At 36.0% G+C, this 25,820-nt stretch carries 20 protein-coding genes, 1 tRNA gene and 3 rRNA genes; 6 read left to right on the forward strand and 18 right to left on the reverse strand.

Annotation, left to right across the window (positions count from 1 at the left end):
• Window positions 1-13: 13 nt before the first annotated feature.
• The 6 genes from AC0GLR_RS05740 to trpS are packed head-to-tail and all read right to left on the reverse strand — an operon-like array spanning window position 14 to window position 5,801.
• Window positions 14-850, reverse strand: coding sequence for a DUF72 domain-containing protein (locus tag AC0GLR_RS05740; protein ID WP_495604505.1), 837 nt, complete (start codon window positions 848-850; stop codon window positions 14-16).
• Window positions 851-858: 8 nt separating this feature from the next.
• On the reverse strand, window positions 859-1,569 hold the full coding sequence (locus tag AC0GLR_RS05745) for an NAD-dependent protein deacylase (protein ID WP_495604506.1): 711 nt from the start codon (window positions 1,567-1,569) through the stop codon (window positions 859-861).
• A 13-nt stretch (window positions 1,570-1,582) separates the two neighbouring features.
• Window positions 1,583-2,545, reverse strand: a complete 963-nt coding sequence (locus AC0GLR_RS05750) for an IpaB/EvcA family protein (RefSeq protein WP_495604507.1) — start codon at window positions 2,543-2,545, stop codon at window positions 1,583-1,585.
• A complete protein-coding gene (locus tag AC0GLR_RS05755) occupies window positions 2,538-3,809 on the reverse strand; it encodes a hydroxymethylglutaryl-CoA reductase, degradative (protein ID WP_495604508.1) in 1,272 nt (423 codons plus the stop codon). The genes AC0GLR_RS05750 and AC0GLR_RS05755 overlap by 8 nt, the downstream gene beginning before the upstream one ends.
• A gap of 22 nt (window positions 3,810-3,831) precedes the next feature.
• The gene (locus tag AC0GLR_RS05760) at window positions 3,832-4,755 is read right to left on the reverse strand and encodes a Ppx/GppA phosphatase family protein (RefSeq protein ID WP_495604509.1); all 924 of its coding nucleotides are present in this window, start codon (window positions 4,753-4,755) and stop codon (window positions 3,832-3,834) included.
• Window positions 4,756-4,781: 26 nt separating this feature from the next.
• Window positions 4,782-5,801: a tryptophan--tRNA ligase gene (trpS, locus tag AC0GLR_RS05765; RefSeq protein WP_495604510.1), complete on the reverse strand. Its 1,020-nt coding sequence runs from the start codon at window positions 5,799-5,801 to the stop codon at window positions 4,782-4,784.
• Window positions 5,802-6,108: 307 nt separating this feature from the next.
• Here trpS and helD point away from each other — a divergent pair, with 307 nt between their 5' ends.
• Window positions 6,109-8,391 (forward strand): RNA polymerase recycling motor HelD, encoded by a 2,283-nt coding sequence (gene helD / locus AC0GLR_RS05770; RefSeq protein ID WP_495604511.1) that lies wholly within the window; start codon window positions 6,109-6,111, stop codon window positions 8,389-8,391.
• Between the two features lie 60 nt (window positions 8,392-8,451).
• Here the strand turns inward: helD and mscL are convergent, their stop codons facing one another.
• Window positions 8,452-8,859, reverse strand: coding sequence for a large-conductance mechanosensitive channel protein MscL (gene mscL, locus AC0GLR_RS05775; RefSeq protein ID WP_495604512.1), 408 nt, complete (start codon window positions 8,857-8,859; stop codon window positions 8,452-8,454).
• Window positions 8,860-9,058: 199 nt separating this feature from the next.
• Here mscL and AC0GLR_RS05780 point away from each other — a divergent pair, with 199 nt between their 5' ends.
• Window positions 9,059-10,105 carry a lactonase family protein gene (locus AC0GLR_RS05780; protein ID WP_495604513.1) on the forward strand — a complete coding sequence of 349 codons (1,047 nt, stop codon included), beginning with the start codon at window positions 9,059-9,061 and terminating at the stop codon, window positions 10,103-10,105.
• Window positions 10,106-10,291: 186 nt separating this feature from the next.
• Window positions 10,292-10,891 carry a nitroreductase family protein gene (locus AC0GLR_RS05785; protein WP_495604514.1) on the forward strand — a complete coding sequence of 200 codons (600 nt, stop codon included), beginning with the start codon at window positions 10,292-10,294 and terminating at the stop codon, window positions 10,889-10,891.
• Window positions 10,892-11,087: 196 nt separating this feature from the next.
• Here the strand turns inward: AC0GLR_RS05785 and AC0GLR_RS05790 are convergent.
• Window positions 11,088-11,160: transfer RNA gene (locus AC0GLR_RS05790), tRNA-Thr, on the reverse strand.
• A 102-nt stretch (window positions 11,161-11,262) separates the two neighbouring features.
• On the opposite strand from AC0GLR_RS05790, the gene AC0GLR_RS05795 reads away from it, so the two are divergent.
• Entirely contained in the window at window positions 11,263-11,523 is a 261-nt protein-coding gene (locus tag AC0GLR_RS05795) for a DUF3781 domain-containing protein (RefSeq protein ID WP_495604515.1), read from the forward strand.
• A gap of 54 nt (window positions 11,524-11,577) precedes the next feature.
• On the opposite strand, the gene rrf is transcribed toward AC0GLR_RS05795, so the two are convergent.
• The 3 genes from rrf to AC0GLR_RS05810 form a co-directional block, all read right to left on the reverse strand.
• Window positions 11,578-11,694: ribosomal RNA gene (gene rrf, locus AC0GLR_RS05800) — 5S ribosomal RNA — on the reverse strand.
• A 95-nt stretch (window positions 11,695-11,789) separates the two neighbouring features.
• Window positions 11,790-14,705: ribosomal RNA gene (locus tag AC0GLR_RS05805) — 23S ribosomal RNA — on the reverse strand.
• A 218-nt stretch (window positions 14,706-14,923) separates the two neighbouring features.
• Window positions 14,924-16,500, reverse strand: a 16S ribosomal RNA gene (locus AC0GLR_RS05810).
• The 16S, 23S and 5S rRNA genes sit together here, the layout of an rRNA operon.
• 541 nt (window positions 16,501-17,041) lie before the next feature.
• Between AC0GLR_RS05810 and AC0GLR_RS05815 the strand changes: the two genes are divergently transcribed.
• A complete protein-coding gene (locus tag AC0GLR_RS05815) occupies window positions 17,042-17,959 on the forward strand; it encodes a metal ABC transporter solute-binding protein, Zn/Mn family (protein ID WP_495604516.1) in 918 nt (305 codons plus the stop codon).
• 13 nt (window positions 17,960-17,972) lie between these two features.
• Here AC0GLR_RS05815 and AC0GLR_RS05820 read toward each other — a convergent pair whose 3' ends face one another.
• The 5 genes from AC0GLR_RS05820 to AC0GLR_RS05840 form a co-directional block, all read right to left on the reverse strand.
• A complete protein-coding gene (locus tag AC0GLR_RS05820) occupies window positions 17,973-18,746 on the reverse strand; it encodes a DUF4811 domain-containing protein (protein WP_495604517.1) in 774 nt (257 codons plus the stop codon).
• Window positions 18,746-20,224, reverse strand: coding sequence for an MDR family MFS transporter (locus tag AC0GLR_RS05825; RefSeq protein WP_495604518.1), 1,479 nt, complete (start codon window positions 20,222-20,224; stop codon window positions 18,746-18,748). The genes AC0GLR_RS05820 and AC0GLR_RS05825 overlap by 1 nt, the downstream gene beginning before the upstream one ends.
• A gap of 150 nt (window positions 20,225-20,374) precedes the next feature.
• Complete coding sequence (locus tag AC0GLR_RS05830) at window positions 20,375-21,073, reverse strand: 2,3-diphosphoglycerate-dependent phosphoglycerate mutase (protein ID WP_495604519.1); 699 nt, start codon at window positions 21,071-21,073, stop codon at window positions 20,375-20,377.
• A gap of 52 nt (window positions 21,074-21,125) precedes the next feature.
• Window positions 21,126-22,193 carry an AI-2E family transporter gene (locus tag AC0GLR_RS05835; protein ID WP_495604520.1) on the reverse strand — a complete coding sequence of 356 codons (1,068 nt, stop codon included), beginning with the start codon at window positions 22,191-22,193 and terminating at the stop codon, window positions 21,126-21,128.
• A 32-nt stretch (window positions 22,194-22,225) separates the two neighbouring features.
• The gene (locus AC0GLR_RS05840) at window positions 22,226-23,260 is read right to left on the reverse strand and encodes a hypothetical protein (protein ID WP_495604521.1); all 1,035 of its coding nucleotides are present in this window, start codon (window positions 23,258-23,260) and stop codon (window positions 22,226-22,228) included.
• A gap of 143 nt (window positions 23,261-23,403) precedes the next feature.
• Here AC0GLR_RS05840 and AC0GLR_RS05845 point away from each other — a divergent pair, with 143 nt between their 5' ends.
• On the forward strand, window positions 23,404-24,582 hold the full coding sequence (locus tag AC0GLR_RS05845; protein ID WP_495604522.1) for a class I SAM-dependent methyltransferase: 1,179 nt from the start codon (window positions 23,404-23,406) through the stop codon (window positions 24,580-24,582).
• A 59-nt stretch (window positions 24,583-24,641) separates the two neighbouring features.
• Here the strand turns inward: AC0GLR_RS05845 and AC0GLR_RS05850 are convergent, their stop codons facing one another.
• Both AC0GLR_RS05850 and AC0GLR_RS05855 read right to left on the reverse strand, forming a co-directional pair.
• Window positions 24,642-24,974, reverse strand: a complete 333-nt coding sequence (locus AC0GLR_RS05850) for an AzlD domain-containing protein (protein WP_054646811.1) — start codon at window positions 24,972-24,974, stop codon at window positions 24,642-24,644.
• Window positions 24,975-24,990: 16 nt separating this feature from the next.
• On the reverse strand, window positions 24,991-25,767 hold the full coding sequence (locus tag AC0GLR_RS05855; RefSeq protein WP_495604523.1) for an AzlC family ABC transporter permease: 777 nt from the start codon (window positions 25,765-25,767) through the stop codon (window positions 24,991-24,993).
• Between the last annotated feature and the right edge of the window lie 53 nt (window positions 25,768-25,820).

A 25,820-nucleotide genomic window follows, 5' to 3' on the forward strand; every position in this document is an offset into this window, starting at 1 on the left:
AGGTTTTAAAGTTTTAAAATAAATCTAATTGCATAGATGCTAAATCGGCATCATTTTGATTTGAAATTTGTTTCAGTGTGAGAGCATTTGGCGCCGCATTGTGTCCTGCATTATTATTAAAAATCACTGCTACTTCCTTAGCATTCTTAGCTAAATTAGTTGCAACCTTAGCAATTTCTTCTAATTCAGTTTGATTATAATCATAACGATACCGTCCCATCGTTCCTTTTGCCCATGCAGCTTCGTTACGACCATGTAGTCGAATAAATGCAAAATCAGGAGTTGTTACTACTGGAACTAATGGAACTCCATTACTGGCAGCATGAGGTTCATCAACGACAACTTGCGTCATTTTTAAGCTCCGTAAAAAGGCAGAAGTATCTTTTGTGACTTCTTCGCCCGCAAACCAGCTATCATTGCGAAATTCAACTGAAATTGGTAAATTACCCATTAATTGTCGAACCTGGCGAATGTATTGAATACTATCATTGTTACACTTAAATGATGGAGGAAACTGAAACAAAATCGAGGCTAATTTTCCAGCAGCTACCATCGGCTGTATCACTTTAATAAAGTCATTAAAACGTTGACTTCTAATTTCATCAGTCATCTTTCCAAATCTAGTCATTGGTGTTTTTGTCATGGCATAGTTAGCTTTAACAATAAATTGAAATTTTTCTGGAACTTCATTAATCCATTTCTCAATCCAAGTAACTTTAGGAACGCTATAAAAAGAACTATCCACCTCAACAATTGGAAAATGAGTAGCATATTCAGGTAATGTTAATTTCTTTTTCCCATTGGCTAAAGCCGGATGATCTGTCCACGTTGCTAATCCAATTTTAATCACAATATCACCTATACTTTCAGTTTATCAAAAAAGTCAACTGCATCCATTTGTTGCATGATAAAATTTCCAGGTAAAGTTATTTTTTCTTGGTTAATTACAAGTATTTTAGCATTAGGATTGCGATAATCTAGTAATCCAGCAAACGGATAAACTCGCATTGAGGAACCAACCACAACTAATAAATCAGCGTTTTGGACGGCCTGTACACTCTTGATAACTGTCTCTTGATTAATACCTTCCCCATACAACACAATATTAGGACGTAAAATTCCACCACAATTTTGGTGATACATACTTTGAGCATATTCTTGATAATCAACGTGTTTACGACACTTTTGGCAATAGATATCATATAAATTACCATGAAACTCATTCAAATGCTGGGCATCCGCTTTTTCATACAAATTATCGACATTTTGTGTCACAATACTAGCCCGATTTTGCCGAGTTAAAGCTGCCTGTTTGTTTTGAATAACATTTGGCTGAGCATTTGGATAATACATATTATTCATTACATACTGATAAAAAACCTCAGGCTCATTTACCAAACAATTATGACTTAAATAGTACTCAGCCGGCTTATCAGTTTTATCAGTCGTATATAAACCACCTTTAGAACGATAATCAGGAATTCCGGATGGAGTTGAAACTCCAGCTCCCGTTAAAAACGTAATCTGCTTAGCATCATCAAATAACTGTTGTAATTCATTAAATTCCATTTTTAACCCTCGATTATCTAATCAAATAAGGAATCTTCAATTCATCAAACAATTCCTTCACTGTTTTTTCATACACTTTTCCAAAGAATTCTTTGCTACGTTTTTCTCCAACTGGTCCTTCTATCACAAATGAATTTTGTTGGTCGGTTAACATAAACCCAACGTAAGCACGTTTTTGCGTATTTTTGGCCTTTAATTCTGAATAATAAAGTTTGAAAACTTGATTAACTTTCAAACCTAACTGACGCTTAGAAAATACAGAAGTTATCATTGCAAAATCATTTAGATATAGTTGTGGAATATCCCATTCCTTCATTTGGGCATCAAAAGCACGAAATAGCTTCACTACGTTCCGACGCATGGAAAATGGTGAATTGGTAGGCTTTTCTATAATAAGGTCATATAACTTTGCAGCTGCTTTAGTTGCAAGTGGAAAGCTTTGTTCAAAAACATCCTTATGCTTGGAAAAATCCGAACCAAAGAAAACCATAGCATCCAATACCACTATCAGTCTTAATAACATTTCACTATCAATTTGTGCCGATTCAGGAGTAATTGTATGCTGGACTCCTTTAATAAATTCAGCTTCAATTGGCTCCGTCACCAATCCATGTTTGCGCTGTTCGGCATATACTACAAAATGAGCTACTGTATCGAACAACTCGGTGCCAACATATTGAATTTGTTCATCAAGTTTCTGATCGCCGGTTGTTAGAGGAAAGTATACCTGCGGAAATCCGCGTAGTGTCATCAATAAATGTAACAACTCATGGCTAACAGTAAAATCAGGCTCTGTATTATCGTTAATTTGAACCAATAAATTATTATTATCTTGAACTACTTGAGCTTGATCATGACGAACATATCCCGCTACTGCATTTCCAATAAACTGAACCTGTACATCACCTGGAAAATAGTGATCTACTTCATTTATTAAGTCGTGAATTTTATCGCTTAATGCTGGGGAGTTATTCATGATTATTCTCACTTTCCTGCTCAATTTCTTTCACAATTTGTTGAGCTTTTTCTAAATTTTGTTCTTGAAGTGGCAACTGCGCTAATTTAATAACAGTTTCTTTAATCTGATCCGAGTTAGCTCCCGCAATCATTGATAATGATTTTAATTGCAACTTCATATGTCCATGCTGAATTCCATCCGTTACCAAGGCTTTTAAAGCGGCTAAGTTTTGTGCTAATCCAACTCCAGCTAATAAATTCATCATTTCCAGTGCTGAATCAAGTTGCAGAATTTGGTAATTAATCTTGCTCATAGGAAGCAAATGAGTTGCCCCACCTACTGTACCTGTCGGAATTGGTAGTTTAATCCGTCCTTCTAACCCATCGTCTGTAACCCGCCATTTTGTTAAACCCTTGTAATTACCCTTTCGAGCTGCATAGGAATGGGCAGCACTTTCAACAGCACGCCAGTCATTTCCTGTGGCTACTACTACTGCATCAATACCATTCATAATTCCTTTATTATGTGTAGCAGCTCGTTTGGAATAAATGTTAGCTACATGAGCTGCTTCAGCAATTCGTTGTGCTACTTCTTGACCAGCTATATCACCACGCTGTAATGAAGTGAATGGAACGGTTCCAGTTGCTACCACTAAATTATGATCCCCATAATTTGAAAGAATACTCATTAATACTTCTTGTCCCAAATTAGTTTCAATAAGTTTGGCAACGGCTTCTAACATTGAATTCATTGTGTTTGCACCCATGGCATCACCAACATCCACAAATAATTCTAATGAAATATGTTTTTCATCAATCATATTATATTTAATATCACGAACTCCGCCATGATTAATAATACTAGGATGAGCATCTACAGCAGCCTGCATAAGTAACTGCTTATTTTCCGTAAACCAGTCTTCAATTAGTAATACATTATCCGTTTTAATGATGATTTCACCGGTCAGCACTCGTCCTTCTGCTTCTGCGTGAATTCCACCGCCGTCTGCTAACATTTTTGCCCCATTACTAGCAGCAGCAATCACAGATGGTTCTTCGACTACCATTGGCACTAGATACTCTTTATTGTTAATCAGAAAATTAGTTGCAATCCCTTCTGGCAAGCCATAATCAGTTAAATAATTTTCAATCAGCTCATCACTCACTGCTTGAAAATTATGTTTAATTGTTGCCAAATTTTGCTCATCTAATTTAGCAAAATCTGCTACTAACGCTAAGCGATCCCGATACGATTTTCGAAAAAAACCACTAAAGTTTTTCATATCCTAACTTCCTTTCTACAATCTACAAGTATCTTTGTACAAATTCGTTGACAATCCCTTCACGAACCCCGCCATCTGAAAATATTACCCGTTTAGAATCAATAAAATCCATTACAGAAACTAGATTGATTAATCCGCCAACAATTACATCTGCACGATCACTATCCAATCCTTTAATTAACTGTCGTTGAGCTAAGTCATCTCTCAAAAAAACTCGCATCGTGGCATTGATTTGTTTTCTCGTTAATTGATAATCCTGAATCTGATCAATCTGCTTAAAATGTTGCTGACGTCGATTAATGCGGGCCAAGGTACGAGCTGCCCCACCAATTAAAACGATAGGATAATGAACCGGATGCCTAAGCCAACCAATTTTACTATAAGTTTCAATCATATACTGCTGAGCCGAAAAGAAATCTGCCGCTGTAATTAGATTTTTCAAATGAAACTGTTCGGTCATCTTAACTGCACCAGTAGGAATACTAACTAAATTAATCGCTTTTTTGTTTCTAACATGAATAATTTCAACACTTGCGCCACCAATATCCATCAAGACATAATCGCGAATTTTTAAACGGTTTACAACCCCTTCATAATCAAAGTAAGCTTCTTCTTTACCCGTCAATACCCGGACATTAATGCCAATTTCAGCTTTAATATTATTCAAAAAGTCCTGTTGGTTTTGAGCTTGACGAACAGCAGCCGTAGCAATGGCTTGAACAGTTACATTTGAAAATTTACTATATTCAGCTTTAAATCGTTTTAATGCTGCAATAGTGCGTTTCATTGCTGAAAATTGAAGGATATTTTTTGAACCCATTCCTTCAGAAAGTCTTGTATCATTTTTCATTCGTTTGATTTCACGATAATGACCAGCTGCATCAACTTGATAAATAGCCATGCGAACAGAATTTGAGCCCATATCGATAATGACAAAATTCACCATGTAACTCTCCTCCATTAGCTTTTAACCTAGTCAAAATAATTAATTCCCATTGCGTCTCGAACCTCTTGTAAGGTTTGTTCGGCCACTCGATTGGCTTTTTGACTACCATCTTTTAAAATTTGATAAACTTGGTCCGGATCTTTTTCAAAGCGTTCTCGACGTGTGCGAATTGGATCTAAAATATTTTGTAAAACATCATTTAAATATAGTTTAATTTTAACATCGCCTAGACCACCACGGGTATATTGATCCTTTAATTCTTGAACTTTATGCTGATCTTCTGCAAAAATATCCAAATAAGTAAAAACAGTATTTCCTTCTACTTTTCCAGGATCTTCCACATGAATATGATTTGGGTCGGTATACATTGACATAACTTTCTTTTTAATCGTGTCTGCATCGTCTGAAATATAAATCGCATTATTTAATGATTTACTCATTTTAGCGTTACCATCTAACCCAGGAATTCGTCCTTCACCTTTGGGCGGGAAATACCCTTTTGGTTCAACCAACACATCTTTGTGGTAAGCATTGTTAAAACTACGAACAATTTCTCGGGTCTGTTCAATCATCGGTTCCTGATCATCACCAACTGGCACTATAGTTGCTTTAAAAGCTGTAATATCAGCAGCCTGACTGACTGGATAAGTTAAAAAACCAGCTGGAACACTTTCGTTAAATTTCTTTTGTTGAATTTCATGTTTAACCGTTGGATTACGCTCTAATCGGGCAACAGTTACCAAATTTAGATAAATCATAGTTAATTCATTTAAAGCTGGTATTTGTGATTGCACAAAAATAGTTGATTTACTGGGATCAATTCCAACTGCCAAATAATCTAATGCAACTTGAAACAAACTATTTCTGATTTTTTCCGGATCACGTGCATTATCAGTTAATGCCTGCATATCGGCGATCATAATAAAAGGATCATATTTCCCAGTATTTTGTAACTTAACTCGATTTTCTAATGATCCTACAAAATGTCCAACATGTAATTTACCAGTAGGACGATCTCCAGTTAAAATAATTGGTTTTTTATCCATCATAATTTCTCCTTTAATATTAAAAAAAGCGTCCATTGATTAAAAATCAATAGGACGCATGTGCGTGGTACCACCTAATTTGCACTATAAAGTGCCGCTAAAATTATAAGGTAATTATCCTTTTTCCAATTCGCTTCGTCTGATCACTCTCAGCTACCATGATCTCTCTGTCATAATGACTCCACTACTAACTAAACTTTCCTATTATTTTAGGGGTTTTCGTGATAATTGTCAAAGTACAAGAAGATTGACAGTCATGTAATTTCCAACTAAAATGATGACCGACTTAGGAACAAGGAGCTGAATGATGGATAAACAAGAAGAGCAGCAGGAACAAGACCGCGTGACCTTTGTTTCAAAACTGTTAACAAATAAAATCAAGAAAACAAAACAAGAAGTTGAAGATGCAAAAGCCGAAACTCAACAAGTTCAAAAGAACTATGGCACAAACACCTCGGTTAACTATTTAGAAGCTGATGATCGAATTGAAACCAAAGCCGAATTACAACAACAGCGAAGTCTGGTTAATAAAGTTGTCGAGGATGAAAATATTATGAAACGCCAACTTGATACCTATCAGGAATTACAGCATTCCCCATATTTTGGTCGCATTGATATTCAAGATGAAGGTTTCCCAGATATAGATAAATTATATATAGGTACAGCTTCTTTAATTGACCAAGACGGAGAATTCCTTATTCATGATTGGCGTGCCCCCATTTCTAGTGTTTATTATAACGGAACGTTAGGAAAAGTTAGTTATCAAACACCTAATGGTCAGCAAAACACAAAATTATTAAAAAAGCGTCAATTCCAAATTAAAGATGGAAAAATCATTAATTTATTTGATACAAATGAGACGGTTGGAGACGAGTTACTACAAAAAGAATTGAGTTCTAAAAGTCCAGAAGCAATGAAAAACATTGTGGCAACCATTCAGCGTGAACAAAACGATATCATCCGCGATACCAAAAGTGATTTGTTGGTAGTTCAAGGAGTGGCTGGTTCTGGAAAAACTTCGGCTCTCTTACAACGAATTGCTTTTTTGCTATACCATAGTCGCAATGATTTAAATGCAGAACAAATTCTGCTTTTTTCCCCAAATCTTTTATTTTCAAATTATATTAAAGAAGTCCTTCCTAGCTTAGGCGAACATAATATGCGACAAGTAACGCTTGCTAAATTTTTCTCACAACGAATGGAAGGTATGCAGGTTCAAACTTTATTTAATCGTTTTGAAAATCAAGAATTAAATAATAACATTCACAAGTTTAAAGGTAGTCAGAAATTCATTAATAATATTGATGACTATTTACAAAATTTAAAACCAAAAGATATTATTTTTACTGATATTCATTTTCAAGGGAAAACTTATTTTTCAAAAATTGAAATTCAAAAAATATATGAAAGCCTAAATCAGAATTTGCCATTGGCTGACAAGCTTCTACAAACCAAAAATATCTTAATCAAACAACTTAAACAACGAATTAAAGCTGAAATTAATTCTAAGTGGGTCGCAGATCGTTTAGATGCACTATCTGATGAGCAATATCATGCTTTATTAGGTGATCAGGATATTGATAATTTTGCTGACTTTGACGCTGAACATGACTATATTGCTACTCAATTAGTCAAACAAAATTTAAAAATTGTCTATGATGCTATTTATAATGATAGTTTTTGGGATTCATATACTCAGTATCACAAATTTTTAGAAAATGTGAGTTTTCCAACAACTATTACACAGACTGATTGGAAAACCGACATCAAACAATTTCAGTCTAAACTTGAGTATCACCAAGTTCGCTTAGATGATGCTGCTCCACTCTTATACTTACGAGATAAATTTACTGGTGAAAATAAAAACAATGCAATTAAATATTTGTTTATTGATGAAGTTCAGGACTATTCGATTGCCGAGATTATGTATTTAAAATTAATTTTTAAAAATGCAAAATTTAATTTAATTGGAGATAGCGAACAAGCTATTTTTAAGGATGTGGAATCAGCACCAACGCTTTTAAATAAACTAAATAATGCTATTTCAGTTAAAGATCCGCGTTTAATCTACCTAAATCGTTCTTATCGTTCTACTTATCCAATCACAACGTTTGCTACTTCCATTCTTCCAGATGGGACAAATATCGAAGCTTTTAACCGTGCTGGAAATACACCTATTTTGTATCAAGCTAATAATGTACCGCAGATGAAACAACAATTAAAGAAACTAATCAAGCAAGAATTAAAAGCACATCAAACCGTTGCTATTATCACCAAAAACCAGTCTGAAGCTAAGGATGTTTACCGTGCTATCCGCAACAGTTTTGAGACATTGCTGGTAACTGATAGTGCTCGTTCTATTAATCGAAAAGTTGTTGTACTCCCAGTGTACTTAGCTAAAGGCCTCGAATTTGATTCAGTAATTGGGTGGAACGTTTCAAAGCAAAATTATCCAGATCAACATTCGTTAGGAATTCTTTACACCATCATGACACGAGCAATGCATAATTTATCATTATTAAGCAATGGTCCTGTGACCCCACTAATTCCTAAAAGTGCATTTGATAATCAATTAGTTAAAGTTAGATAAAAAGAAACCACAAAAAATGTGGTTTCTTTTTTAATATATAAGATTTTTGTGATGTTGAAATTAATTGTTTTCTGATTTTTTTGTCGTTGACTTATCTGTTTCATCATCTTTTAATAAAGTTACAATTTCTTGTAAATATTGATCAGTTTTACTTGGTGTTTTTTCTTTTTTCTTATTAGTAGTTACTTTGACCTTATTAAGTATTTTTACTAATAAGAACACTACAAATGCAATAATTAAAAAATTAATTACCGAATTTAAAAAAACACCATACTTAAACGTAGCTGAGCCGACTTTTATCATCAAATTAGATAAATCGATATTTCCAATAAACATTCCTACTAATGGATTAATTAGGTTTTTAACCAGCGAACTAACAATAGAAGTGAAAGCAGCTCCAACAATAACACCAACTGCCATATCGACAACATTTCCGCGAGAAATAAATTCTTTAAATTCTTTCCACATTTTCAATCTTCCTTTCATAAAAAAAGATATTATATTCTTTCTTATATAAATTGTGCGTAACCAATGATATCAAATATAAACCTTACTGACTACTAATTTTATTAATCCACAGCAATTTATTTCATAATTTGAAAAATAAAGGTATAATTGGTTAGAATACTAGTGTAAGCGCATTCACATTATCTAGGAGGATCTCACAATGAATGAAAAATTTTTAATTGGAACTTATACCATTAATGATAGTGAAGGAATTTACCAAATTGAATTGGATACCGAAAAAAAGCAACTACAAAACACACTATTAGTAGCTAAAATCGGTAGTCCAACCTATCTTGCTGAATCAAAAGCAAAAAAAATTTATGCAGTTGATCGTAATATGGAACAACCTGAATTACGAGGCGGAGTAGCTGTGTTTGATGGGGAAAAAATTCCTTCATTGATGCTACAAGAAAATATTGAAACTGGAACTTCAGATGCATTCGTGGCAATTGATGAAGAAAAACAATTAGTTTTCACAGCTAATTATCATATGGGACACGTATCTGTTTACTCAATTAATCCAGATGGAACTCTTGAACTTACTGATCGTGCTTTTGCCAAAGGTGAAGTTGGCCCTAAACCCGAACAAGCTGATGGAGCTCATCCACATTATGCTAATTTAACTCCTGATAATCGCTTAATCGTTTGTGACTTAGGAATTGATAAAGTTTCTGTTTATGATGTTTCAGATGAGGGAAAACTATCATTAGTTAGCGAATACAAACCCGCACCAGGATATGGACCTCGAAATATTAGTTTTGCCGGCAATAGTAATAAAGGTTACCTTGTAGGTGAACTTAGTAGTGAAGTTTCTGTTTTAGATTATGACCAAAAAACTGGTGAACTTACTTTAGACCAGGAAATTTCAACAATACCGGATGATTGGACAGAACACAACGGGGCAGCTGCAATTAAGATTTCACATGATAATCGCTTTATTTATGTATCTAATCGTGGTAATGATTCCATAGCTGTTTTTAAAATTTTACCAAATGGTAATCTAGAACGAATCCAAATCATTTCAACTGAAGGCGAATTCCCTCGTGACTTTGAATTTAGTTCAGACGAATCATTATTAATCGCATGTAATCAAAATAGTGATAATGCTACTCTTTTTGAACGTAATCCAGAAACTGGAAAGTTAACTATGATTCAAAAAGATTTTGAAGTCCCAGAAGGTACTTGTATAGTAAGACGGGATGTATAAACTTAGCAGCCAAAAAGGCTTTCAATCAATGAATAAAACATTGATGGAAGGTCTTTTTTTATACTCCAATTGTTTTCCAACTAAATATAATCATAATTTTATAGTTATAGTACATTATCTTATGACATTCAATAATTTATTGCTATACTTACTTAAAGTAACCAAATATATTTAAGGAGATTTATAATGAATTTTTATGATTTACAAAAGAAACGTCGTTCTATTTATGCATTAGGAAATAATATAACAAAAACAGATGAAGAAATATATGATGTTATCAAAAAATCTGTTAGGGAGTCCCCTAGTTCTTTCAATTCTCAATCAGTACGGGCGGTTGTCTTATTTGGAGATTCTAATAAAAAGTTTTGGAATCTTACACTAGATAAACTCCATGAAGTTTCTAAAAATGAAGATGCTTTTGAAAAAACTGCTAACAAAGTAAACAACTCTTTCAAGTCCGGAATTGGAACAGTACTATTATACACAGATGAAAAAATAGTTAAGAATTTAGAGAATAACTTTCCAAGTTATGCTTCAAATTTTTATGATTGGTCAGAACAAGCCATTGGTATTGCAGATTACTCAATTTGGATGGCTTTAGCAGAAATGGGCATCGGTGCTTCTAATCAACATTACAATCCATTAATTGATGAAGATGTAGCAAAAGAATTTAATATTCCAGATAACTGGATATTAAGAGCCGAAATTCCTTTTGGATCTATTGAAGCTCCTGCTGGGGAAAAAGATTACATGGATGATAACAAGCGATTCAAAATGTTTAAATAGGATAAAATCATATTTAAAAAATCCCTGCATTAATTTGACAGCTCATATAAAAAAACCTTTAAGTTAGATTTATTATCAAACTTAAGGGACTTTAATATGTTTAAAATTAAATATAAAATAAACTAAATAATTATAAAGATTTACTTTGATGGTATTGTCATACCTAAATTATAAAAAAGTATAATTCGTAATTTTAAGCCGCTTCTGGGATTTGAACCCGGAGTCTTTTCCTTACCATGGAAGTGCTCTACCTATTGAGCTAAAGCGGCAAACATATTTTAACATATCTACTAAATTTTGAAACCCTCTTCAATAATTATGCTAAGATTAATAAAATAAATTCACTTGATTCATAGTTATCTGGAGACTATATGCAAAATAAAAATTTACAAAAAATTGAAAAAAATATTTGTTACACTAAGTTGGTATATCAGAGAATTAATAAAAAGCTTAAAATTAACTATTCAGAAGAAAAAATTGAAAATTTGATTTATCAAATAATTAAAGATAATCCTAAAATTATTCGTAAAGGAAAAAATTACTATATTTATGATTATAAACAAAATATTAGAGTAACAATAAATGCTAATACTTTTAGGATTATAACTGTTGATAGTTTATTAGATTCTTAATTATTCAAAAAAAGACGCCCACCATTTCGGTGAGCGTCTCTTACTGTTTGGGTTGCGTGGCAACGTCCTATCCTCGCAGGGGGCGATCCCCCAACTACTTTTGGCGTGCTGAAGCTTAACTTCTGTGTTCGGCATGGGAACAGGTGTATCCTTCAGGCTATCGCCACCACACTTTACTTATGCTTCCATAAGCCTGAGCGAACTTCGTTCTCTCAAAACTAGATAATATCTTCTCTGTTCAACTTTGATTTAACCCTGTGTCTTCCTTGGTTAAGTCCTCGACTGATTAGTATTAGTCCGCTTCACATATCACTATGCTTCCACTTCTAACCTATCGACCTGATCATCTTTCAGGAGTCTTACTTCCATATAGGAATGGGAAATCTCATCTTGAGGCGAGTTTCACACTTAGATGCTTTCAGCGTTTATATCATCCATACATAGCTACTCAGCAATGCGCCTGGCGGCGCAACTGATACACCAGCGGTATGTCCATCCCGGTCCTCTCGTACTAGGGACAGCTCCTCTCAAATTTCCTGCGCCCGCGACGGATAGGGACCGAACTGTCTCACGACGTTCTGAACCCAGCTCGCGTACCGCTTTAATGGGCGAACAGCCCAACCCTTGGGACCAACTACAGCCCCAGGATGCGATGAGCCGACATCGAGGTGCCAAACCTCCCCGTCGATGTGAACTCTTGGGGGAGATAAGCCTGTTATCCCCAGGGTAGCTTTTATCCGTTGAGCGATGGCCCTTCCATATGGTACCACCGGATCACTAAGTCCGACTTTCGTCCCTGCTCGACCTGTTTGTCTCGCAGTCAAGCTTGCTTTTGCCTTTACACTTTACAAATGATTTCCAACCATTCTAAGCAAACCTTTGAGCGCCTCCGTTACTATTTAGGAGGCGACCGCCCCAGTCAAACTGCCAACCAGACACTGTCTCCGAGCACGTTAAGTGCTCAGGGTTAGAGTGTTCACATAGCAAGGGTAGTATCCCACTGACGCCTCCACCGAAACTAGCGTTCCGGCTTCTATGGCTCCTACCTATCCTGTACAAGCTATGTAAACACCCAATATCAAGCTACAGTAAAGCTCCATGGGGTCTTTCCGTCCTGTCGCGGGTAACCTGCTTCTTCACAGGTATCTTAATTTCACCGAGTCTCTCGTTGAGACAGTACTCAAATCGTTACGCCTTTCGTGCGGGTCGGAACTTACCCGACAAGGAATTTCGCTACCTTAGGACCGTTATAGTTACGGCCGCCGTTTACTGGGGCTTCATTTCGAGGCTTTGCCGAAGCTAACCTTTCCACTTAACCTTCCAGCACCGGGCAGGCGTCAGCCCATATACTTCATCTTACGATTTTGCATAAACCTGTGTTTTTGATAAACAGTCGTTTGAGTCTTTTCACTGCGGCTGGCCGTGAGGCCAGCACCCCTTCTTCCGAAGTTACGGGGTCATTTTGCCGAGTTCCTTAACGAGAGTTCTCTCGCTCACCTGAGGATACTCTCCTCGACTACCTGTGTCGGTTTGCGGTACGGGTAATTAATTACTAACTAGAAGCTTTTCTCGGCAGCGTGACATGGGTTACTTCTCTACTTAAATTTCGATCCTCATCATCGCTTGTCAACCCGGCTACAAGCATTTAACTCATAACCTGACTTACGATTTGAACATACATATCCATCAGTATGCATAACTTAGCCTTCTGCGTCCCTCCATTGTTCAAACATAATTAACTAGTACAGGAATCTCAACCTGTTATCCATCGCCTACGCTTCTCAGCCTCGGCTTAGGTCCCGACTAACCCTGGGAGGACGAGCCTTCCCCAGGAAACCTTAGTCATTCGGTGGACCAGATTCTCACTGATCTTTCGCTACTCATACCGGCATTCTCACTTCTAAGCGCTCCAGCAGTCCTTGCGGTCTGCCTTCATTGCCCTTAGAACGCTCTCCTATCACGCAACGTAGTTGCGTCCGCAGTCTCGGTAATATACTTAGCCCCGGTAAATTTTCGGCGCAGAATCACTCGACTAGTGAGCTATTACGCACTCTTTAAATGATGGCTGCTTCTGAGCCAACATCCTAGTTGTCTATGCAACTTCACTACCTTTTCCACTTAGCATATATTTAGGGACCTTAACTGGCGGTCTGGGCTGTTCCCCTTTCGACGATGGATCTTATCACTCATCGTCTGACTCCCGGACATAAATCAGTGGTATTCGGAGTTTATCTGAACTCAGTAATCCTAGATGGACCCCTTGCTCAAACAGTGGCTCTACCTCCACGATTCTAATTCCGAGGCTAGCCCTAAAGCTATTTCGGAGAGAACCAGCTATCTCCAAGTTCGTTTGGAATTTCACCGCTATCCACACCTCATCCCAGCACTTTTCAACGTACACGGGTTCGGACCTCCGGTGCGTATTACCGCACTTTCATCCTGGACATGGATAGATCACCTGGTTTCGGGTCTACGGCAACATACTAAAACGCCCTCTTAAGACTTGCTTTCGCTACGGCTCCGCTTTTTCGGCTTAACCTTGCATGCAACTGTAACTCGCCGGTTCATTCTACAAAAGGCACGCTATCACCCGTTAACGGGCTCTAACTGCTTGTAGGCACATGGTTGCAGGAACTATTTCACTCCCCTTCCGGGGTGCTTTTCACCTTTCCCTCACGGTACTGGTTCACTATCGGTCACTAGGGAGTATTTAGCCTTGGGAGATGGTCCTCCCGGATTCCGACGCCGTTACACGTGTGGCGCCGTACTCAGGATCCTGAACTGAGGGTATTCGATTTCATTTACGAGACTATCACTCTCTTTGGTGCAGCTTCCCAGCTGCTTCAATTATCAAATACTTTTGTAACTCAAATGTTCAGTCCTACAACCCCGGACCATAAAGGTCCGGTTTGGGCTATTCCCAGTTCGCTCGCCGCTACTTTGGGAATCGAAATTTCTTTATATTCCTGTGGGTACTTAGATGTTTCAGTTCCCCACGTCTGCCTCTGCGCAGCTATGTATTCACTACGCAGTGACCAGTCATGGCACTGGTCGAGTTTCCTCATTCGGAAATCTCCGGATCAAAGCTTACGTACAGCTCCCCGAAGCATATCGGTGTTAGTTCCGTCCTTCATCGGCTCCTAGTACCAAGGCATTCACCATGCGCCCTTTTTAACTTAACCTATAATCCTTCGGATTATAAATTATTGAGTTTAGCGATTAAACTATTAATTTAAAAAACTCAAATAACACAATGGTTATTTCTCGGTTGAAATTATATTAAAAATATAATTTTTACAGAAAATAATATTATCTAGTTTTCAAAGAACAAATTCTGAGAGTAGATACTCTCAAAACTGAGCAAGATTTTGATCGGTGTAAGTTCCGAATTTTTCCTTAGAAAGGAGGTGATCCAGCCGCAGGTTCTCCTACGGCTACCTTGTTACGACTTCACCCTAATCATCTGTCCCACCTTAGGCGGCGGACTCCGTAAAGGTTATCCAACCGACTTTGGGTGTTACAAACTCTCATGGTGTGACGGGCGGTGTGTACAAGACCCGGGAACGTATTCACCGTGGCATGCTGATCCACGATTACTAGCGATTCCAACTTCATGCAGGCGAGTTGCAGCCTGCAATCCGAACTGAGAACGGCTTTAAGAGATTAGCTTGACCTTGCGGTTTCGCAACTCGTTGTACCGTCCATTGTAGCACGTGTGTAGCCCAGGACATAAGGGGCATGATGATTTGACGTCATCCCCACCTTCCTCCGGTTTATCACCGGCAGTCTCTCTAGAGTGCCCAACTTAATGCTGGCAACTAAAGACAAGGGTTGCGCTCGTTGCGGGACTTAACCCAACATCTCACGACACGAGCTGACGACAACCATGCACCACCTGTCATTCTGCCCCCGAAGGGGACACCTAATCTCTTAGGTTAACAGAAGATGTCAAGTCCTGGTAAGGTTCTTCGCGTAGCATCGAATTAAACCACATGCTCCACCGCTTGTGCGGGTCCCCGTCAATTCCTTTGAGTTTCAACCTTGCGGTCGTACTCCCCAGGCGGAATGCTTAATGCGTTAGCTGCGGCACTGAGAGGCGGAAACCTCCCAACACCTAGCATTCATCGTTTACGGCATGGACTACCAGGGTATCTAATCCTGTTTGCTACCCATGCTTTCGAGCCTCAGCGTCAGATGCAGACCAGACAGCCGCCTTCGCCACTGGTGTTCCTTCATATATCTACGCATTTCACCGCTACACATGAAGTTCCACTGTCCTTTTCTGCACTCAAGTTATCCAGTTTCCGATGCACTTCTCCGGTTAAGCCGAAGGCTTTCACATCAGACTTAGAAAACCGCCTGCGCTCGCTTTACGCCCAATAAATCCGGACAACGTTTGCCACCTACGTATTACCGCGGCTGCTGGCACGTAGTTAGCCGTGACTTTCTGGTTAGATACCGTCACACCGTGAGCAGTTGCTCTCACGGCCGTTCTTCTCTAACAACAGAGTTTTACGAGCCGAAACCCTTCTTCACTCACGCGGCGTTGCTCCATCAGACTTTCGTCCATTGTGGAAGATTCCCTACTGCTGCCTCCCGTAGGAGTATGGGCCGTGTCTCAGTCCCATTGTGGCAGATTACCCTCTCAGGTCTGCTACGTATCATTGCCTTGGTGAGCTATTATCTCACCAACTAGCTAATACGCCGCGGGTCCATCCAGAAGCGATAGCATAAAAGCCATCTTTCAAACGAGAACCATGTGGTTCTCGTTGTTATACGGTATTAGCATCTGTTTCCAGGTGTTATCCCCTTCTTCTGGGCAGGTTACCCACGTGTTACTCACCAGTTCGCCACTCGGTCAGATCTATCGTCAAGCTGATGCAAGCACCAGCTATCAGTTAGGAGACCTCGTTCGACTTGCATGTATTAGGCACGCCGCCAACGTTCGTCCTGAGCCAGGATCAAACTCTCATTTTAAAAATGAGAACTTTACTAGCTCTTATTTATTTTATTTCTTAAAGCAAATTGACTTTGCATAATGTTTTAATCTTTAAACTAAGTTTAAAGATTACCTTACACTTTTGTAATCAAAATCTTGTTCAGTTTTCAAAGATCTACTCTTGCACTGCTTCTGCAGTGCATTCACTATCATAGCTCGTTTAAGAATAATTGTCAATGATTTTACTTAATTAATTTTAAAAAACTCAATTACTTAAAGATTAATCCGTAAAAACATTTCGTAGTCATTCCCTAACGAACAATTATTAGTATATCTCATTGGTCAAAGAATGTCAAACGTTTTTAACAATTAATTTCAAAAAATTTATTTTCAATCATTAATCATAAAAACTTGCCATCCCTCAAGCGACAATTAATAATATACACCCTCCTAAATACCATGTCAACAGTTTGGTCAAAAAAAGTCAAAATAATTAGAAAAGTTATATCAGTTAACCATGATACTTAATTAAATGCTTTAAGGTATAATTAAATTACTAATTAAAAAGAAGGAATATCAATGTTCTTTAAAAATAAAAAAAAATTAATTATAGCTGCTACTCTTTGTTTACTTCTAATCCCTTTATCAGCCTGTAATAAAAATTCAACTACCAAATCAAATAAAATCAACGTAGTTTCATCAGTCAACTTTTATGGAGACGTAGCTAAACAAGTCGGCGGAAAAGACGTTAAAGTTGCTTCTATTATTAATTCAAATGTTGACCCTCATGATTTTGAGCCAACGATTAATGATGCAAAAAAAGTCGATAAAGCTGATGTAGTGATAGCAAGCGGAATTGGCTATGATGATTGGATGACTAATTTAATTAAAAATTCTACTGATAAAAAACAAACAGACATCGATGTTGGAACACTAATGAATAAAAAGGATGGAGATAACGAACACATTTGGTATGATCCTCAAACAATGAATAAATTAGCAAGAAAATTAGCTAAAGTTTATTCTAAAAAAAGACCGCAGGATAAAAATTTTTACTATCACAATGCTAATATCTATCAACAAAAATTATCAAAAATAACATCTTTACTTAAACAAATCAAAAAAAATTCTCACGGTAAATATGTTGCTGTCAGCGAACCTGTTTTTGATTATTCTTTAAAACCAATGGGTTACAAAATCAGTGATAATGGGTTTGCAAATGCAATTGAAAAGGGTGTGGATCCATCCACAACAGATATTACAAACTTGCAATCAGACATTAAACATCATAAAATTGCATTCTTTGTTAATAATATCCAGGCCTCTGACCCTGTAGTAACAGGAATGGTTGATTTAGCTAAAAAAAATCAGATTCCTGTAGTCAACGTTTCAGAAACACAACCCCCACATAAAAATTATGTTCAATGGATGACTGCTCAATACAAACAAGTTCTTCAAGCTCAAAAAAATAAGATAGCAAAAAAGACCTCATATTAAACGAGGTCTTTTTTTATTTATTAATTTTAAGTTGTTGCATAACAGTTTGAAGCATTTGTTGCTTAGCTTTGTCTTTAGCTTCCTGTTGGAATTCATTAGTATACTTCTTAGTCAATTTTTCTTTCTGACTAGCAGTCATCTGTGGATTCTTTTGCATTTCAACCATCATTTTACCTTGCACATATTGCTCGCCTTGTTGTTTCATAGCAGCCATAACTCGAGGATCTTTTTGTTTAGCTTGCATTTGAGCAGCTTGTTGTTTCATTTTTGTACCAATCTCTTTGGCTTGTTGTGGAGTTAATACTAAATAGTTTTTATCAACATGAAAAGTATTAGTACGCTTAATAAACGTTTCTTTTTGTGCTAACCCAAACATCATGCGATAAAAATCATTTTTGTAAACCCAATCTTCTTTAGTAGTAACCAACTTATTATCATTAGCACCCTTTTTAATTACATTTTTAGTGTCAATAACTTTTGTAACAGTTGGCTTCTTTTGATCAGCATCTTTTTTATAGATAACAGCTTGACTATTAGATTTTTTGCCAATTTTTTGATATAAAATCATATCCATTTGCTTATTAATTGAAGTAAATGAATGTTGCGTTTCAGTCGTTTTCTTAGTCATTCCAAAATGACCATTAAAGTTGGCAATAATCCCCACAATCGCCAGTATCGTAATGATTCCAAAAAAGATTCCGCTTAAATTCGATACTAAGCGATTAGGAATCAAGTTCCAGCAGATAAAGAAAGCTAATACGGCAATAATTAAAATAACAAAAATCATTATTCGTTACCTCCTTTAGCTTTTTTGGTATCCAATACTCGACCATTCTTTAAAGCAAATGCAATCAAGAAAGCAATGACTGAGATTATAAATGCAATTCCAAAAGTTGCTGTATAACCCTTTAAAGTAGCGTTAATTGCTAAATCACGATAATGAAGTGGATTATTAATTCTCATCATATGTGATGGCATATTGTTTGAAGTTACATTTGAAAGAATCGAAACCATGATAGCAGTTGCAATAGATCCACAAATTTGTCGAACCGTATTATTAACTGCAGTTCCATGTCCCATCATTTTAACTGACAATGAATTCATTCCAGCAGTAGTTACTGGCATCATAACCATAGCAATTCCGAACATACGAACAGCATACAATACAACGATGTAAGCAGTTGAAGTATCCTTTGTCAAAAACATGAATGGAAATGTTCCAACTGATAGTAAGAACAATCCACCAATTGCCAAACGTTTGGCACCAAATTTATCAAATAAAACCCCTGTAACTGGACTCATTAATCCCATCATCAGAGCCCCACCTAATAATGCAAATCCAGAATGAAAGGCACTTAATCCCTTAACAATTTGTAAATATAAAGGAAGAACCATTTCAACACCAATCATAGCCATGAAGGCAACAGAAGCAATTGCAGTTGAAATACTAAATTCAAATGATTTGAAGACACTTAAATTCAAGAATGGATCTTTCATAGTTAATTGACGCCAAATAAATAATGCAATAAAAATTGCTCCAATAATCAATGACCATATAACGGTGGCACTTCCCCATCCATCGTTACCAACAGATGAAAATCCATAAAGTGCACTACCAAATCCAATAGTAGAAAGAACTAAGGATAAATAATCTAATTTTGATTTATGAGTTTTAAGGACAGGTTTAATGTAAAAAAGTCCTAAAATTAAAACAATCGCAGCAATCGGAATCAAAATTCCAAATAAATCACGCCAATTGTAGTTATCAATTACCCATCCAGAAAGTGTAGGACCGATAGCTGGTGCTAATCCAATTACAATTCCACCCATTCCTAAAGCAGCCCCACGTTCTTCAGCAGGGAAAATTGATAACAAAATTGTCTGCATTAAAGGCATAATTACTCCAACACCAACAGCTTGAACTAATCGAGCCGCAAATAAAACCTGGAAAGTCGGTGCAGCATATGCCATAATCGTTCCAATTTCAAAAATTAACATTGCTCCTAAATACAACCATTTAGTATTAACTCGCTCTGTCAACCAGGCACTAACCGGGATTAAAATCCCGTTAACCATCATAAATCCAGTAGTTAACCACTGAACTGTAGATGTACTAACATGAAAGGCGTGCATCAAAGTTGGAAAAGCTGTTCCTAAAATAGTTTGATTTAAGACGGCAACGAAAGCTCCTACTAATAACAAAAGGACAAAAATCGTACGATTATATGGTTTTCCTTTTGCATCAACAGTTTGTTTCTTACTCATCTAAAAACCCCCTAAATCTTAATAATAAGCATTAGTGCTTACTATACAATTACGTTTTTTGCTTGTCAAGTAACTTTACAATTAAATAAAACAGCAAAAAAAGTTTATACTCATGTTTCATGAGTATAAACTTTTTTATTCTAGTGCTTATTATTTATTGTCGCCTAATTCAACTTTACTCAAAATATTTAAATCAGAATCAATATCATAAACAATTGGTTGACCAGTAGCAATTTCAACATCCATAATATCTTCATCAGAAATGTTTTCGATATACTTAGTTAATGCACGAAGTGAGTTACCATGAGCTGCAACAATTACATTTTTGTTGTCTAATAACTTAGGTGCAATTTCATCTTGCCAGAAAGGAATAACTCTTTCTAGGGTAGTCTTTAAGTTTTCACCTGCAGGAATTGCTCGTGGATCTAAATCAGCATAACGACGATCTTTAGTAGCAGATCCTTCATCATCAGCACTCAAAAGTGGTGGCAAAACATCGTATGAACGACGCCAAATATGAACTTGGTCTACTCCATATTTTTCAGCAGCTCTTTCTTTGTTTTTACCTTGTAAAGCACCATAATGACGTTCATTCAAGCGCCAAGATTTCATTTCTGGAATCCAAAGTTGGTCACTTTCTTCTAATGCATAATCTAAAGTTTTAATTGCACGTTTTAAAACTGAAGTATATGCCTGATCAAATTCAAGACCAGCTTGTGCAATAAGTTCCCCAGCATGCTTGGCTTGTTTGACACCTTCTTCACTAAGATCAACATCAACCCAACCAGTAAATTTATTAGCTAAGTTCCATTCACTTTGTCCGTGACGAATTAAACATAATTTTGCCATTATCATACCTCTTTCATTTTTAAAGTCATTTTTTAAACATCTATATCATACATCATTTTAAGAGCTTTTTCAGCCACCCAGTTTTATGCAATTGTGGTCGCTTTTTCTTATCGACTTTTTGCACTCCTAAAACATCTAGGAAAAATGTAAAAATGGGAACTGATACTATTAATCCCCAAGTGCCTAAAAAGTGTTCGCCAAGCAACAATACTACAAAAGTATAAAAAATAGGCAACTCTGTTTTAGCAGACATAAATTTAGGATTTAACACATATGCTTCGAGCAAATGAACCACAGAAATAATAATTAAAATATAAATAATATAGCGAATTCCACCTACCGCATAACCCGCAATCGTTAACGGTATCAATGAAATAATAACTCCAGCAACTGGGATTAAACTCAATAGGAAAATCATCACTGCAAAAATCAATAACTGAGGCATGTGCATAAACGCTAAACAAATGGTTGTAATCGTAGTATTACAAATTGCAATAAAGAACTGTGCCTCTAAAACAACTCCAAATGTTTTAACAAAGATATTTCCAAAATAATAAATATCCTTGAAAAACCAGCCAAACGTACTAGTAAGAAACTTTTGCGAAAACTCTTTCATTTGTTTTAACTCTAATGTAAAGAAAAAACTTAGAAGCAATGACATAAACATTGCAACTCCAATCGTTCCAGCACTAGTAACGTACTCCCAGATTAATCCCATACTGCCTTTAATTTGCTGCGGAATATTCACAGTTTTCATGAAACTAACTACCATATTGCGTATTTGTGCATTTTTTATCATATGTGGACGTTCGTAAAATTTAAATAACATCCTCGTATATTCAATACCTTGATCTGCAATTGCGGGTAAATAAACAATTGCAGCTACTACTACCAATCCAACAATCACTGCATACATTACAATCACTAGAATTGGCGTAGGAATTTTAATTCGCTTTCTAATCCAAATAACAGATTTAGTAACTAATAACGTAAAAATAAACGTTAATAATAAAGTTGTCATCATATCACGACAAACATATAAAACTAATATCAAAAAAATCAACACACAAAAACGGCGTAGTTTCACATTATTTAAAAAAACTTGCCAATAATTTTGCATTAGTTACAATCTCCATTTTTTAGAATTAAATATTAGCTTGCAAATCGGTTCGCATAAGTATCTGGATTAGTATAAACATCATAAGGATCAGTACTTGGTGTGTAAGTGTTTGGATTATTATTAGTAGCAGGAGTAGAAGCTCCACTAGTGTTACTTGAACTGCTAGTTGGTTCAGTGAAACGATTTGCATATGTTTCAGGGTGAGTATAAACGTTTAAACTGCCTGTATCGTTAGCTGAGGCAGCAGAATTGTTAGTTGTTGCAGCTGGTTTAGCTGTATTGTTAGCAGTTGTTTTAGTGACAGTTGCTGCTGGTTGTTGTGTATTAGCTGCTTTTTTAGTAACAACAGTTAATTGCGAGTTAGGTTTATTAGCTTTAGTAACTACTGCAGCATTATTACTAGTAGTAGCTTGGTTACTATCACTTAAACTAGTATTGCTTGAATTAGTATCGTTTGAGCTAGTATTGTCACTCATACCATCAGATTTATCTTTGCTGGAATCACTCTTCAAAGCTTTATCATTTGATTTCTTCAAATCTTTCGCATTACTCAAAATATCTGAATAATATGATTCAGTAATCACATCATCATTAAAAATTGCATCTAATGTGTTATTTGAATCGGTATATTTCTTAGCATTGTGTTGTTTAACTGCCTTTGCATATGTTTTTTTGAATTTTTTGTCGTTTTTAATAACATCATTAGCAGTCTTAACTTTATCTTTAGCACGATCAGCTAGTACTTTAGAACCATCTTTCTTATCTCTAGCATCTTTATATGAGTCTCGTGCTGTATCAAAATCTTTGTCTTTCATTTCATTGTTACCGTCAATGAATTTTTTAGTCTGATTCAATAAAGCATTAGCTTCCTTTGAATCAGGCTTTTCATCAACTGCAGCCTGAAGTTTATCCTTAGCTTTTGAATAATCTCCATTATTAATTTCAGTTTTCCCATTTCTAATATTATTGTTATAAGCAGCAGAGCTCGTAGAGTGATCAAAATAAAACCACCCGCCAATGCAGGCTACGACTACTACTACAATCACGCCCCAAATCCATTTTTTCATTAAAAATACCTCCGTCTAAAAATTAATAAATTATTTGTTTAATTATACCATACTAAAAAATTCATTATCATCCTTAATAGTTACGTAAAAAAGCAAAAAAGCATATAATGTATTTTAGATTTTAACAAAGAGAGGTACTTTTTATGCTCGAAAAACCATTTTATAATGAATTCCTTAAACGTAGTTTTAACATGCCAATGGAAGTAACATTTTGGGATGGAAAAACCAAAAAATATGGAAAAGGAACTCCTAAAGCTCATATTACCATTCACAAAGTAATCCCAATTCGCGAAATTAAACGTAATGCTTCAATTGCATTGGGTGAGGCTTACATGAATGGAACTATCGAAGTGGACGGAAATTTAGAAGATCTAATCACTTCGGCTTATGAAGCTGCTGATAGTTTCTTCCGTAATCAAAAGTTTATTAAGTTTTTACCCAAAGCTTCTCATTCAGAAAAAGAAAGTAAAAAAGACGTTCAAGATCATTATGATATTGGAAATCAATTTTATAAATTATGGCTTGATGAAACTATGACTTATTCTTGTGCTTACTTTGAAAAACCAACTGATACACTTTACCAAGCACAAGAAAATAAAATTCATCACATCATTAAAAAATTAAATCCACAACCCGATCGTACATTATTAGATATTGGTTGTGGATGGGGAACTTTAATGTTGACTGCTGCTAAAGAGTATAACATCCGTGTGACTGGTGTAACTCTTAGCCAAGAACAATATGACTATGTTAACAACAAAATCAAAGAAGAAGGTTTGGAAAACTTAGCCACAGTCAAATTACAAGATTATCGTGAAATTCCTAAAGATGAAAAATTTGACTATATAACTTCTGTGGGAATGTTTGAACATGTTGGTAAAGAAAATCTTGATGAATACTTCAAGGTTGTTTCCGATCATTTAGCTGATGGTGGAACAGCCTTAATTCACGGAATTACCAGACAACAAGGTGGAGCTGTAAATGGTTGGATTAACAAATGGATTTTCCCAGGTGGATATATTCCAGGATTAACCGAAAATGTTCAACATATCATTGATAACGGCATGCAGATTTCTGATTTAGAATCACTTCGTCGTCATTACCAAAGAACACTAGAAGAATGGGATAAAAATTTCAGAAAAGTAATTCCAGAAGTTACTGAAATGTTTGATGAAGATTTTGTTCGCATGTGGGACTTATATTTACAGGCTTGTGCTGCTTCATTTAAAGCTGGAAACATTGATGTAATACAATATTTAATTTCAAAGGGTCCTTCAGGTGAAACACTACCAATGACAAGAGATTATATGTACAAAAAATAACAATAAAATAAAACAGCTCCGTTAGTTTTTTATACTAACGAAGCTGTTTTTGTTTAGTTTTATAAAACAATTGCTAATAAAAAGACAAGTGCCAATCCAACTATAACGGACAAGGCCATAGATCTTGTCCAAAAGGCAACGGCAATCACTACTACACTAGCAATCAATTCTGGAATTGTTCCGGCAATAGAAAAAGCATAAGTCTTAGTAATGAATAAATCTTTTACTACCAAAGATGTAAATAAACAAATTGGTACAAATTCCATCCACTCATTAAACCACTTTGGAATCTTACGTTTTCGAAAGAAAAACAAAGGAACAAATCGAGGTATTAAAGCCACCAGGAAGCATAATAAAACTAACAGAAAATGCTGCATTCCGTTCCATTCCATATTTTATACTCCTAACTTATTCCTTTGGCGTTCCCGCGGGATTTTTGAACATCTTAATTAAACGACTCTTATGGTGGGTCTTAACTCGTCTTCTTCTTAGATAATTATCAATCAGAAATCCAACAAATGATGCAATTAAAGTCGCACATACTAGCCCCAGCGTTGATTTAGTCAACACTAAAAAGAAAATAGCTAGAACGGCAGCTAGAAAAGCAATCATAACTTTTAAAAGACTCTTAACTTGCATTACAATCATAAATAAGAATAATGCCGTTAATGCAAAGTGAACAACAGTTAAATCAATCTTAACCGCACTACCAACCAAACTACCGACAAAATTACTTAAAGTCCAAAATAGCAACGTCCAATGCTCAATCTGCAAAGCATCTCGCGGCGTAAACTTCTTATCAGTTGAAAATTTTAGGTAATTAACAGCGTAATTTTCATCATTCATGGAACAAGCAAATAAAAGCATAAACAAAACACTTTGACCATGCAAATACTTTGATAAACTAGATCCCAATAAAGCATAACGAAGTTCAAGGAAAAACAACATCAAAACAATCGTTAATAAAGGTGAATTAATCGTTAACATCGATGCAATCAGAAATTGCGCACCACCAGAAAACACTAAAAGCGACACTAAAATTGTGTTAAAAGTATTAAAACCAGCAGCGTGTAATAAAATCCCACAAGCTACTCCAATTGGAATGTAACTTATATCTAGTGGAAATGAAATCCCAAAGTTTCTGCGCCAAGCAGATTCATTGGGATTCGGTACCAATTTAGTCAATTGAAATCCTCCAAAGTAGTGACTTCGTTTTTTATTTTATAAATTTAATTTAC

The sequence above is a fragment of the Fructilactobacillus sp. YLN 2412 genome, from assembly GCF_059488745.1.

Coding starts and splice junctions, on each gene's coding strand:
- AC0GLR_RS05820 (WP_495604517.1), bottom strand. CDS start 18,746: ATGATTTTTGTTATTTTAATTATTGCCGTATTAGCTTTCTTTATCTGC.
- AC0GLR_RS05850 (WP_054646811.1), bottom strand. CDS start 24,974: ATGGAATGGAACGGAATGCAGCATTTTCTGTTAGTTTTATTATGCTTC.
- AC0GLR_RS05780 (WP_495604513.1), top strand. CDS start 9,059: ATGAATGAAAAATTTTTAATTGGAACTTATACCATTAATGATAGTGAA.
- AC0GLR_RS05760 (WP_495604509.1), bottom strand. CDS start 4,755: ATGGTGAATTTTGTCATTATCGATATGGGCTCAAATTCTGTTCGCATG.
- AC0GLR_RS05835 (WP_495604520.1), bottom strand. CDS start 22,193: ATGCAAAATTATTGGCAAGTTTTTTTAAATAATGTGAAACTACGCCGT.
- AC0GLR_RS05795 (WP_495604515.1), top strand. CDS start 11,263: ATGCAAAATAAAAATTTACAAAAAATTGAAAAAAATATTTGTTACACT.
- AC0GLR_RS05785 (WP_495604514.1), top strand. CDS start 10,292: ATGAATTTTTATGATTTACAAAAGAAACGTCGTTCTATTTATGCATTA.
- AC0GLR_RS05825 (WP_495604518.1), bottom strand. CDS start 20,224: ATGAGTAAGAAACAAACTGTTGATGCAAAAGGAAAACCATATAATCGT.
- AC0GLR_RS05750 (WP_495604507.1), bottom strand. CDS start 2,545: ATGAATAACTCCCCAGCATTAAGCGATAAAATTCACGACTTAATAAAT.
- trpS (WP_495604510.1), bottom strand. CDS start 5,801: ATGGATAAAAAACCAATTATTTTAACTGGAGATCGTCCTACTGGTAAA.
- AC0GLR_RS05840 (WP_495604521.1), bottom strand. CDS start 23,260: ATGAAAAAATGGATTTGGGGCGTGATTGTAGTAGTAGTCGTAGCCTGC.
- helD (WP_495604511.1), top strand. CDS start 6,109: ATGGATAAACAAGAAGAGCAGCAGGAACAAGACCGCGTGACCTTTGTT.
- AC0GLR_RS05815 (WP_495604516.1), top strand. CDS start 17,042: ATGTTCTTTAAAAATAAAAAAAAATTAATTATAGCTGCTACTCTTTGT.
- AC0GLR_RS05845 (WP_495604522.1), top strand. CDS start 23,404: ATGCTCGAAAAACCATTTTATAATGAATTCCTTAAACGTAGTTTTAAC.
- AC0GLR_RS05830 (WP_495604519.1), bottom strand. CDS start 21,073: ATGGCAAAATTATGTTTAATTCGTCACGGACAAAGTGAATGGAACTTA.
- mscL (WP_495604512.1), bottom strand. CDS start 8,859: ATGTGGAAAGAATTTAAAGAATTTATTTCTCGCGGAAATGTTGTCGAT.
- AC0GLR_RS05745 (WP_495604506.1), bottom strand. CDS start 1,569: ATGGAATTTAATGAATTACAACAGTTATTTGATGATGCTAAGCAGATT.
- AC0GLR_RS05755 (WP_495604508.1), bottom strand. CDS start 3,809: ATGAAAAACTTTAGTGGTTTTTTTCGAAAATCGTATCGGGATCGCTTA.